Source organism: uncultured Thiodictyon sp. (assembly GCF_903828115.1).
GTDB lineage: Bacteria > Pseudomonadota > Gammaproteobacteria > Chromatiales > Chromatiaceae > Thiodictyon.
The window spans coordinates 1-11,002 of record NZ_CAIKKU010000595.1 but is presented as its reverse complement, the minus strand read 5'-3'; the positions used below and the strand labels follow the sequence as shown (position 1 = coordinate 11,002).

General features: G+C 66.1%; 12 protein-coding genes. 5 read left to right on the top strand and 7 right to left on the bottom strand.

The features are described from left to right. Nucleotides 1–127: 127 nt before the first annotated feature. Nucleotides 128–514 (top strand): helix-hairpin-helix domain-containing protein, encoded by a 387-nt coding sequence (locus tag QZY48_RS22495; RefSeq protein WP_295435329.1) that lies wholly within the window; start codon nt 128–130, stop codon nt 512–514. A gap of 232 nt (nt 515–746) precedes the next feature. Here the strand turns inward: QZY48_RS22495 and QZY48_RS22490 are convergent, their stop codons facing one another. The 4 genes from QZY48_RS22490 to QZY48_RS22480 form a co-directional block, all read right to left on the bottom strand. Then, nucleotides 747–3,080: a fatty acid cis/trans isomerase gene (locus tag QZY48_RS22490; RefSeq protein WP_295435328.1), complete on the bottom strand. Its 2,334-nt coding sequence runs from the start codon at nt 3,078–3,080 to the stop codon at nt 747–749. A gap of 87 nt (nt 3,081–3,167) precedes the next feature. Further along, nucleotides 3,168–3,296, bottom strand: coding sequence for a hypothetical protein (locus tag QZY48_RS34960; protein WP_366929752.1), 129 nt, complete (start codon nt 3,294–3,296; stop codon nt 3,168–3,170). Nucleotides 3,297–3,325: 29 nt separating this feature from the next. Beyond that, nucleotides 3,326–3,562 (bottom strand): hypothetical protein, encoded by a 237-nt coding sequence (locus QZY48_RS34955; RefSeq protein ID WP_366929751.1) that lies wholly within the window; start codon nt 3,560–3,562, stop codon nt 3,326–3,328. 531 nt (nt 3,563–4,093) lie between these two features. After that, nucleotides 4,094–5,443, bottom strand: a complete 1,350-nt coding sequence (locus QZY48_RS22480) for a transposase (RefSeq protein WP_295435326.1) — start codon at nt 5,441–5,443, stop codon at nt 4,094–4,096. Nucleotides 5,444–6,045: 602 nt separating this feature from the next. On the opposite strand from QZY48_RS22480, the gene QZY48_RS22475 reads away from it, so the two are divergent. Further along, nucleotides 6,046–6,282 carry a hypothetical protein gene (locus QZY48_RS22475; protein ID WP_295435325.1) on the top strand — a complete coding sequence of 79 codons (237 nt, stop codon included), beginning with the start codon at nt 6,046–6,048 and terminating at the stop codon, nt 6,280–6,282. Between the two features lie 237 nt (nt 6,283–6,519). On the opposite strand, the gene QZY48_RS22470 is transcribed toward QZY48_RS22475, so the two are convergent. Then, nucleotides 6,520–7,047, bottom strand: a complete 528-nt coding sequence (locus tag QZY48_RS22470; protein WP_295435323.1) for a gamma carbonic anhydrase family protein — start codon at nt 7,045–7,047, stop codon at nt 6,520–6,522. Nucleotides 7,048–7,436: 389 nt separating this feature from the next. Between QZY48_RS22470 and QZY48_RS22465 the strand changes: the two genes are divergently transcribed. Both QZY48_RS22465 and QZY48_RS22460 read left to right on the top strand, forming a co-directional pair. Then, nucleotides 7,437–7,631 carry a hypothetical protein gene (locus QZY48_RS22465; RefSeq protein WP_295435322.1) on the top strand — a complete coding sequence of 65 codons (195 nt, stop codon included), beginning with the start codon at nt 7,437–7,439 and terminating at the stop codon, nt 7,629–7,631. Between the two features lie 63 nt (nt 7,632–7,694). After that, complete coding sequence (locus tag QZY48_RS22460; RefSeq protein WP_295435321.1) at nt 7,695–8,558, top strand: polyphosphate kinase 2 family protein; 864 nt, start codon at nt 7,695–7,697, stop codon at nt 8,556–8,558. Nucleotides 8,559–8,809: 251 nt separating this feature from the next. On the opposite strand, the gene QZY48_RS22455 is transcribed toward QZY48_RS22460, so the two are convergent. Beyond that, nucleotides 8,810–10,042 carry an SLC13 family permease gene (locus QZY48_RS22455; RefSeq protein ID WP_295435320.1) on the bottom strand — a complete coding sequence of 411 codons (1,233 nt, stop codon included), beginning with the start codon at nt 10,040–10,042 and terminating at the stop codon, nt 8,810–8,812. A gap of 138 nt (nt 10,043–10,180) precedes the next feature. Then, a complete protein-coding gene (locus QZY48_RS22450) occupies nt 10,181–10,333 on the bottom strand; it encodes a hypothetical protein (protein WP_295435318.1) in 153 nt (50 codons plus the stop codon). A 495-nt stretch (nt 10,334–10,828) separates the two neighbouring features. Here QZY48_RS22450 and gvpJ point away from each other — a divergent pair. Beyond that, nucleotides 10,829–11,002, top strand: a 174-nt coding sequence (gene gvpJ / locus QZY48_RS22445) for a gas vesicle protein GvpJ (RefSeq protein ID WP_295435331.1), incomplete at its 3' end; no start/stop codon positions are given.

Sequence of the window (11,002 nt, the reverse complement as noted above, 5' to 3'; positions counted from 1 at the left end):
TTCTTATGTGATTGGCCCGACAAGTTGGGGAAAATGCCTCTGAAAAGGGCACACCCCTGGCGTACAGGTGCGGAGAACTGACCTAAGGCCGGGCTAAATCGGGAACGGCTAATATTAGAGATTCTTGATGCGATTGCCCTGCGCCAGCCCAGGCGGCGTGGCATTGGACGGCTACCGGGAGGAATTGCGCGATGCGGAATTGGTCGCCGCCAAGACCGGCCTTGGTGCCTGGGCCCATACGGACTGGTCGGCACTGCCCAAGGAGCGTGATGAGCAGCGCGCGGACGAACAGGATACCGCCATCGCCACCACCAAGGTGCCGCCCGCGCAACCGGTGGATCTCAACACCGCCCCGCGGGACACGCTGATGCAGATCCCCGGCGTTGGCGAGGCCACCGCAAACGCCATCATCACGGCGCGCCCTTACCAAACCGTCGATGATGTCCTGCGGGTACCTGGTATCGGTAAGAAGCGCCTGGAGACACTGCGGCCCTTGGTCAGGGTGCAGCCTTGAACCCGTAACCGCCGGGTTCCGCGGTCGGGTCCAACATGCCGCTGATACACCGCTCGCATCTGAGATCTAGGGCAAGGAGGGGCAAAAGGTGGCAGGCTCAATGGCAAAAGGTGCCAGGCTCAATTGTGAATCCTGAAAAGGGCCTGACAATTCACCAAGGCAACAGGGTAATGCTCAAGCTACTTTCGGCCTTGCCGTCCCGAAATATATTCGAGCCTGGCCTTTTTTGCGTTCACTCAGGTACGTCGTAATAGCTCAGGTCCAGATACCCGGCCTCAGCCTTGCGCTGTTTGAAATTCCACTCGGTGATCCAGTCGTAGAAGGGCCACAACCGGGCGCTGTTGCGCAGAATGCCGTAGTGCCCCGCGAACGCATCCCAAGCGGCCGGGCTCGCGACGCCGCGCAGTGCGCTGAGAAAGGGCGCCGCCTGCTCCAGGTCCAGTTCGATGAACAGATTGGGGAAGCCGTTGATGACCGTCGGGTAGACGCTGAGCGAATAGCGGGCCGGCATGGCCTCCCCGTCCTGGAAGATCAGGGCGTATTGCGAGGCATAGACGCGGTTGACGACCAGTGAATAGACGCGCGATTCATGCCCCCGGTTGAGCCGCAGCAGGATGACGCTCGGCAGGTAGCGGGTGAAGGGTTGGCCCGCGATGACGGTGAGGGTGGAGATCGCCCGCTCCCAGTCATCGTAGGTTGCGATCGGGGCCTTGAGATCGACCACGGGCTTGAGGTCAGGATTGAGCCGGTCCGGGGGACCCGCGATGGTGGGGCCCAAGTGCCGTGCGATCTGCGCGACCAGCGCGGTCAGTGGCCGTGCGGGATCGGTCTTGACCTCGCTCGGTTGGTCCGCCCCGGCGAAGGGGATCAGGTCCAGTGCGAGTGAACCGATGCCCTGGGTCCAGGTGTCGCGGACCGCCCGCCGGTCGGCCGGGGGCAGGAGCAGCAGGAAGTTGTCCTCGAATTCCTGGCGCAGGTAGTTGAAGAAGAGCAGGGTCTCGAGCTTGCCCAGATCGCCGCCCCAGAATTTGAACCCGGCGACGGTGTCGTAGTACATCCGCTCCAAACCGCTGTAGCTCATCAACCAATAGCTGCGTGGGGTGCCGCCCTGGGCCCCCGGGACCACGGAGACGTTGGTGCCGTGGCGCATCACGGTGAGCCAGGCATTGCGGTCCGTGCCGCCGCCGTTCCAGACGGCGTCGACCGACCAGCCCTGGGGCCGCAGCTTGGCCAAGGCCTTGCCATAGGCATCCACATAGTCGGCGTTGCCGAAGATCGAGCGGTCCATAAAGGTGTTCCAGGTGGCGAGCCCGAGCGCCGGGTCCTGCACCGAGACATCGGCCTTGGGGTCGAGGAAGAAGACCCAGAAGTGATCCTTGACCGCGTAGGTGGCGGTCTGGCCCAGGCAGACCGGACCATAGATCACGCCGGAGGAGACCGTCTGCGCGTGCTCCAGCAGGAAACGGGCGCGCGCCGACGCCGGGATGGCACGAAAGACGCTGAAGGGATTGCCGATTCCCCAGGGCGGGTCGAGCGGGGCCTGGGCGTCCCAGTGCGCACCGGGTCCGTCCGGACCCAGGAAGAGGTGGGTCAAGTAGGCGATGTCGGCGCGCTTGAGACGCCACAGGAAGAGGTTCTTCTGCATCGGCGCCCCGATTTCCTTGTGGAGGCGATACCAGAAGCGCTTCACCCCGGCATAGGCATAGGGGTCGTCATAGGGCAGACCGGTACCGATGATCGCCACCGGTTCCCCCGGCGGGGTGGCGGAGCGCACCAGTCGGAAGTGCGCCTCGGGCTCCTCCTCGAGGACCAGGCTGGCCAGGTAGACATGCTCGAAGATGTAGCGCGAGACGAGTTGCCGGCGCGGGTCCGGGTCGTTGAAGAAGGTCTCCCAGCGCACCACGGCCTCCGGCTGGGTGACCCGGGCGGCGGCCTGCTGCGCCTGCGGGGTCGGGCCCGGGGCGCCCGCGCCGATCCAGCGCGTCAGGGTGTCGAAATCCTGGGGATCGATGGCGGGCAGCCCGAAAGGCATCCCCCGGGCCGGGTTCTGCGTCAGTTGGGCCGCGAGCGCGGCGGGGGTGGCGGGGCAGGCATAGGCATAACGCTTGGCGTAGACCGGGGTCAGGGCCTCGCGCGAGAACCCCGGCCGATTATTGGCACTGCCCGCGGCCAGCATCCGGTACATGAGCGACCCGTCGAGATTCTCCCGGGCGGCGCCGTCCTGGGCCAGTACCGGGTAGAAACCGATCTTGCGCCACTCTTCGAGGGTCGCGGCCGCGTCCATGTCGGTGCGCGGATAGGCACTGAGGTGGCTGGCGTAGGGGTTGAGGGCGAAACCGCCGCGCTGCACGCCGGCGAAGCTGTCCAGCTTCAGGTTGCAGGGGGAGCCCAGACAGCCATGGCAGGCGATGCAGCGACGATTGAAGATCGGCTGGACATCACGATCATAGTCGATGGCCGCCGCCTGGTCCGCCACGGGGACGGGCGGGGGCTTGGGTCCCGGCGCGGCCGGTGCGGGAGCGCCCATGAGGGCCGCTATCAGGAGTAACGCAAGTCGGCGGATCATGGCTCGCTCCGATCGGCACCAGCGGGCCCGGGCTGTCGGTCCCGCCGGTTGGGTGAGTTACCGGCCCGTCGCCGGGCCGGTCACGGATCAGGTCGCCGCGGTTCCCCGGGCGGCACCCGCAAGGTCCGCCTTCGCCGCGCGGCGCGCGGCAAGCGCGACGAAAATGGACGCCCAGCCGTTCAGGAGCAGCTCGATGGCCACGAAGAGCCCGATCACCCAGAGCCCCGACACCGGCCAATGGGCGATTATGATACCGCCGAGAAGGCATCGACCAACTGGAAGGCGCCGCCGACGATCAGCAGCCAGCCGAAGAACAGCACCGTAATCAGGGTCAGGCCCTCGCTCGCGGTCCAGCCCAGCCCGATGGTCCCAAGGACCGTGGACAGGATGCCAAAGGCGAGCAGCCAGCCCCAGTTTCTTTTCAAGTCGCCGAACAGGGCGACCTCTTCGGCGGGCAGCGGGGAAAGTGCAAATTCGGACATGGTGGTCGACTCCAGAATAACCTCGGTACGCAACAAAGGGAGGCGCTTCGCAGCCGCCGCCCAACCTCGATCGGCACCCCAAAGCGATGGTGGTGCCGCAGCAGATCGACCCAGTGCGGCGGACTGCGCTTGCGCCTGCACACGCTCAGGTCGAGTGATGCATCGCCGCCGGGCCTGGAGGGTTCGGACGGGCCGATCGGATGATCGGATTGGTGCCCGTAGCGTCGGCTGCCGGCCCAGAGGAGGTGGCGCAGGTCCGTCGCCGCAATAATCCTCTTTGGATGCGGCCGGCACAAGCAGGCCGACCCCTGCGTCGCCTTGCACTGGCCACGTGACCCGCGGGCAGACGGGCAGGAGACTGAACTTAAGCTCGACTTTGGCCATTTTAGGCGCGCCCGATCACCGTGCCAGCCGCGACCGGCAATCACGGGGCCAGAGTCCGCACGGCGGACCCTGGGGGACCACGGAGCCCACCCGTCAGGCCCGCTGCGCGGCCCCGGCGCGGCGGCGCGGCCCGCCGCGCGCCGCCGCTCAGGCGGTCGCGGCCAGTTGCGCGAGCACGCGCTCCCAAGCTGGGCGGGGAATTACCACCTGATCCTGATCCGCAAGCGAGTTGACGTAATTCCCCTCGGCCCAGATGGTGCGGCGCACCAGCGCCAGGCAATCGGAAAAGGTCGCCTGTGGCTTGAGGTACCAGGCGGTGGAGCGCGGCAAGGACGCCCAGTGGTCACGCAGCCGATGCACCATCAGGCAGACGATGGAAAACAGCGCCAGCAACGCCGGCGTGGTGCGGGCGATGGCCTTGGCGGCCCACTGGCGTTGGGTCTCGACCCCCAGGTGACGACGGACCTCCGCGAAGGTGACCTCAATCGACCAGCGCAAGACGAACCACTCGATCACGCGCACCGGCAGCATGGTCAGGTCGGTGGTGAAAAACGCCTCGGCGGCGAGTGGCGCGGCCGGATCGACGACCAGCACCCAGCGGATCGGCAGGGGCGGCCACCCCGGGGTATGCCAGAGACAGACCCCGCTGAGCAGACGCAGGGTCTTGGTTTCGCCGCGATACCACTGAACCGTGGTCGCGGTGCCGTGCGTGCGCGCCTCCTCCAGGCGGGTGGCCAGCTTGGCTAGCGGTGGGCCCTTCTGCGGCTTGGGGCCGCGCCGTCCCGGCGGCACCGGCGACGGCGGCGCGAACAGGCGCGCATCCAGGCGCAGGCGTGAGATCAAGGCCGCCTGGGCGCTGAGGCACTCCCAGCCCAGGCGCACACAGGAATAGCTGCCGTCGCCGATCAAGACCCAGCGGCGGCGCGTCAGCCCGCGCGCCACCAGCCGCACCATGACGACGGTCCAGTCGATGACGGTCCGGTGCGCCTTCCCCGCCGCGACGTTGGCCCGTTGCGAGGGCGCCAGCAAGGTCAGGAACGGCAACGCCCAGGGTCGCCGACTCCAGGGCAAGGGCACGAGCAAGGCCATGCAGACCCATTGCAGGCCCAGACAGGTCACCACGCGACGCTTGCTCGAGCGCACCGCATCCCGGTACATGCCCTTGGCGGCAATCTGCGCGCCTTTGCGCCGCTCCAGGGTCTCGTCCACCACCACCAGGATCGGCCAGCCGGGCGGCAGCAGCACAATCAGCAGCCCCAGCAGGATCTGCGACCCCTGCACCCCCGACCAGCGCCCCCGACTCAGGACCCGGTGGTAACGCTCAAACCGCGGCGCGTGCGCCAGCCCCATGACCCGCAGGGCCGCGGCCACCGTGCGCGGGCCTTGGGCCAGCAGCGTGCCGGTCAACAAGACCTGCACATGGCGCCAGGTCGGCGCGGTGAACAGCGGCGCAAAGGGCAGCAAAGTCGGTACAATCGAGGCTGGCAGGTGGGGCATCAGGGGGTACGTCCGGTGTCTTGGTCGACTTCGGAACATACACTATTGGTGGCCCGCCTGCCTTCCCCTGCCTGTCCTCGCGCGCCGCGGCCACTGGCGGGTGCCGGCGGGCCGCGACGATCGGCCGCCGCAACCCCCGCTCAGCGCACGCTTCGCCACCACCGCGGCGACACGCGCGGGGCCGTCGCCCAACTGCAAAAATGGCCAAACTCGAGTTAAGGTGCACAGGCCCTCAGTGACCAGGCGCAAAATACCCATTTTGGGCCGCCCAAGCCGCGTGAGTGACTGCCGGACTTAGGCTGAGCCGGCCCGCCTTGGCGCCCGCCAAGGCAGGTGGCGGCGCCCGACCCCGAAGAAGAACTGGGGTCGGCTGCCGACCTACGGTATTCTGTCCATCCGGCCGACTGCGAGATACGGCCTGGTAGCCTGGTCGGTCCGGGCTCGATCGCGCGTCGGCGCGAGGGCGTAACGGGGCGATCTACGTACCCCGGCGCCGCGACGGGCACGCCCGGCGGTCGGCAAGTGGCCCTGAGCCTGCCGCCCAAGACGCTGGATCGGCGACGATCCGATCACACAACGAAAGAAATCCAGGGGAGCGAGCGATGCCGGGTGAAGCGATACTGGACCTGACCGGGACCATGGAAGGTCTCATCAATGAACAACAGGAGCCCCAGGCGATCATGCGCAAACTTTTTGATCTCGCGCGGGCACTGCACCAGAGTGAACATGTGGACCGCTTCGCCATCGGCGATGGTTGCTATACGCTGCAGGAATTGAAGCGAATTCAGGACCAGGAAGAGCATGACACCTTCCTCGCACGGCATCGGCCGGGGCGTTAGGCCGGCGACCGGTCCCCCGACGGCCGGGTGCCGACGTCCTGGGCAGGGCATGACGTCGCCGCGCAGCGGGGCCTTGAGCGCCGTTGCGGCCACTGGAAGTCGAGGCTTTAGCCGGTCCGGCGTGCGGGCCCCACTGATTTCTCTTGGATATGCCGGCAACCGCCACCGGCTAAAGCCTCGACCTCCGGTTGCGGACGGACCGCTCGCGGCCGGCAACGATGATCAAGGCCCGCGGCACTAGAGCGGGGTCAACGACCGGGCAAATCGTCGCCAGTTTGCGACATAGTGCGCGGCGGTCTTTTTGATTCCCGCGATCTCCGTTTCATCGAGCCCCCGCACGCGCCGCGCCGGGCTGCCGAAGATAAGCGAACCGGCGGGAAAGGTCTGGCCTGCCGTCACCAGGGCCTGGGCGCCGACCAGACAATGGCGGCCGAGGGTAGCGCCGTTCAGCAGGATCGCACCCATGCCGATCAGACAGTCCTCGCCGATGGTGCAGCCGTGCAGGATCGCGCGGTGACCGATGGTGCAGCCGGCCCCGATGGTGATTGCAAAGCCGGGGTCCGTGTGCAGGACGGTCCCGTCCTGGACGTTAGAGCCGGCACCCACCAGGATGTCCTCATTGTCGCCGCGCGCCACGACGCCGAACCACAGGGAGGCATCCTCGTGCAGTGTCACCTTGCCGATCACCTGGGCGTCGGGGGCGATCCAGTACCGGTCCGGGGCCGGAAGCGAGGGTGCAACACTGTCGAGGGCATAGAGCGGCATCGATTGGCTCCAAGATGAGGATTGATTCGTCTGGCGGGCGGTCGCCGGGTTCTTGTCGGATGCCGGCGGGACCATCCAGACCGGTTGCAGACCATGACCAGCCCAGTCTAGGTGGGCTGCGCAGCGCGAGTCAACGCGCGCGGCCCCGCTGGCCACCGGCACCCGGGGTCGTCGCAAAGGCCCATTTTGGGTATCCTGCGACTTACGCGCGCAGCAACCGCGGCGCTGCGGGAGCGGCTTCAGCCGCGACGGGCCGCGTGCGGAGCGCGGCATCGGCGTTCGCCGCGGCGCCGCCTCGCGGCCGGAGGCCGCTCCCACAAGGAACTTTCATGTTCCGGGGTGACGGCCAACCCCTCATGACCGTTAGCCACACCAAGAGGATCATACCCATGAGCGACAGCGACACCAGTGAGAAAATCGAGATCGCGCGCTATCACCGCGAGATCGTTGAGGACTTCCAGCACATGCTGAAGAAGTATGTCCGCATCATGGAGTGGGACGTGCCCGACGTCGATGAACAGGAGGCACGCAGCCTCGTCATGCAGGCGCTCAAGTCCGCGCTTGCCGAGGTCGAGGCGGGCTAGGGCTAGCCCAGAGTGACATCACAGAGGGCGGCCGCGTCGGCCGATCATCGGGAGACAGGCATCGTGAACTACACCAAGAAACTGATCGTCGCGCCGGGAAGCCGGGTCCGGCTCAGGGACTTTGATCCGGCCTTTCACGGCAAAGGCGCGGCCGAGCAGAATGCGGACGAGGAACTGGCCGCGGCCAAGACCCGGCTCGGCGAACTCCAGCGCAAGATGTATGGCGACAACCAGCACTCGCTCCTGATCGTGCTGCAGGGCCTGGACGCCGCCGGCAAGGACGGGGTCTGCTGGCACGTCATCGGCGGCATGGACCCCCAGGGGTGCAAGGTCCAGGGGTTCAAGGCGCCCACCGCCGCGGAGGCGGCGCACGACTTCCTGTGGCGCATTCACCCGCACGCCCCGGCCAAGGGCGAGGTGGCGGTGTTCAACCGCTCGCATTATGAGGACGTACTCGTCACCCGGGTCCATCAACTGGTCCCGCGCAAGGTCTGGGAGCGGCGCTACGACCTGATCAATGAGTGGGAGCGCCTGCTCCAGGTCGAAAACGGCACGACCATCCTCAAGTTCTGCCTGGTCGTGTCGAAAGAAGAACAACTCAAGCGCTTCGCCGAGCGGCTGGACGACCCCCATCGGCAATGGAAGATCAGCGACGGCGATTATAAGGAGCGCGAATTCTTCGCCGACTACCTGGACGCCTTCGACGAGGCCCTGGAACGGACCTCCACCGCGCAGGCCCCCTGGTTCACCATCCCCTGCGACCACAAATGGTTCCGCAACCTGGCCGTCGCCAACATCGTCGCCGAGACTTTGGAGGCGATGGACCTGCAATATCCCAAGCCAACCGTCGACCTGGAACAAATCCGGCGTGAGTACCACTCGGCGGTCGGCGAGGAGAAGGGGGGCGGCAAACGCAAGAAGGATTGAGGGCGCCGGGTTAGGACTTAGCGCGGGTGTCGGCAGGGATGCTCGAATAGCCAGCGCAGCACTCAACGCCGACTGGAGGAACTGCAGGCGACGGCAGATCTGGAACGTGCGAAAAAAGAGGCCGCGCTGCAACGCGAAGCCGCAGCACTCGCCGAGATCGAGCGGCTCAAGCGCCTCCTGAAGGACAAGCCGGACGATTAACACAGGCAGTCCCGGCGTCCGGTTCGGGACCTTATCATTCCAGACCGCGCTTACATAACATATCTGACCCAGACCCAGGCAATCACCAGTGTCGTCAAAGCGACCGGCACCCCGACCTTGGCGAACTCCCAAAATGAGATATTGAGCCCCCTGGCATTGGCCGCATCGACCACGATGATATTGGCGAGGCTGCCGATGACGATGAGATTGCTGGACAGCCCGCTGGCCAGTGCCATCAGGGGCCCGGCCGCGGGGTCACTGGCATAGGGCAGGAGCAGCATGACGGTGGGTACATTCGAGGTGATGTCGCTCAGGATGGCGCTCGCGGCAAAGAGTACGTCACTGTGCTGGAGGTCGAAACCGGCCGTTTTCAGGTCCGCGACCAATTGCTGGGGCATCCCCGTATCCTGGAAGGCGCCGTTGACGATAAAGAGCCCGACGAAGAGGATCAGCAGGCCCCAGTCCATCCGGTGCAGCATGCTGCGCGACATGAAGCGGGCGTTGAACAGCATGAAGGCCCCGGCACTGGTCGCCACCAGGCCCCGGTTCCAGTCGGTGAAGATGAAGGCATAGAGGACGAGACCCAGGACCAGTACGCCTTTGACGGTCTCCCAACGGTCGAATTGGGGCGCCTCCGGGGTCCCCGCGGGGGGGGCGCCGAGCGACGCGGCTGGCCGTTCGAGCCGCCAGCGGTCGCGGTAGAAGAACATCAGGGCGAGCCAGACGACGGCCAATGACAGCAGGGCGGGCACCGCGGTGTAGGCCATGAAGCCCGCGAACGAGAGGTGCAGTTGCTCGCCGATCAGCATGTTCTGGGGGCTGCCGATGATGGTCGCCACCGAACCGGCATTGGTCGCAAAGGCGATGGCCAGGAGAAATGGCACCGGATTCATGCCGCGACTCAGACTGATGGCGAGCACCACCGGGGTCATGGCAACCGCGACCACGTCGTTGGTGAGAAAGGCGGACATGACACCCGCGAGCGCAATGAGCAGGGCGAGCAGGACCGGCGGCGGCGTCCGGACCCGAGCGACGGCGGCCGACAGCGAGGCATAGAGGCCAGCCATCTCGAATTGGATCGAGATCAGCATGAGCCCGAAGAGCATACCGATGGTACTGAAGTCGATGCTGGCCAGGGCCTCGGTCTCGGTCAACCTGGAGGCGGCCAAGAGGGCGACGGCACCGCCCAAGGCGATGGATGCGCGGTCCACCTTGAGCCACGGCAGGTGGCCGAGCATCATGCCCAGATAGACCACGATAAAGACGATCAGGACCATGGACATGGAACCGCCCCCCAAGATAGTTCAGGCGCAAGTGCACGCATAATGAACGCGCGAGCAGGGTTGTTTAGCGCGATCCAGCGGCCGTCGGCGGGCTGGCGGGCCCCGGGGCCTGGGCCTGTGGTGGTGCGCTAGAGGATATCAGGTCCCGCCGCGCCCGACACCCAGGCGCACGCGGCGCTCGTCGGCCAGCCGCGGGCGGTGGTGTCGGTCGAGGATATCGCGACCCGGGTCGGCGGGCGGGCCTTCATCGCAATCCCGGCCCATCAGCCAACAGCCGGGTCTGGTCCGCACAGCGGACCCTGCGGCCCCGCGCCGGTAGGGTCCGCTGTGCGGACCAGCGACCTCCAGTGCCGCAGGGTGGCCGGACTGATGATCAAGGCCAGCGGGCGCGCCATGGAATCGGCAAGGCCCCCACTCCCGCCCACCCCCGTCCACTAGGGGTCCAGCGCCAGAGGTATGGAATGGATTCCATAGCAAACGGGCACGGAACCCTTCGACAGTCTGGCGGAAGAGCCACGGGCCGAACTGTAACCGATTGTTTTTTAGGCACCTCACCATGGCGACCAGCAGCAATCACTTCTGGCACGCCGGATGCTTATTACTAATCAAGCGACCGAGTCGGCAGGACGCAATACCGGGAACCCCTGAACCGCTAACTCCAATGACGCGGCTTAAGGTGATTCCCGGCGAAGTGGGCGAAAGGATTCGCGCTGTCACCCAGGCCCGGTGGGTTCGCTTCCAGCGCACATCATGTGCATTTTTTTCTGACGTTCAGAGGTAAAGAAAATGGCAAAAGTCGCCAACTCCACCGATTCCTCCAGCCTGGCCGAAGTCGTTGACCGCATCCTGGACAAGGGCATCGTGATCGATGCGTGGTTGAAGGTTTCGCTCGTCGGTATCGAGTTGCTCGCCGTCGAAGCCCGTATCGTCATCGCGTCGGTTGAGACCTACCTGAAGTAT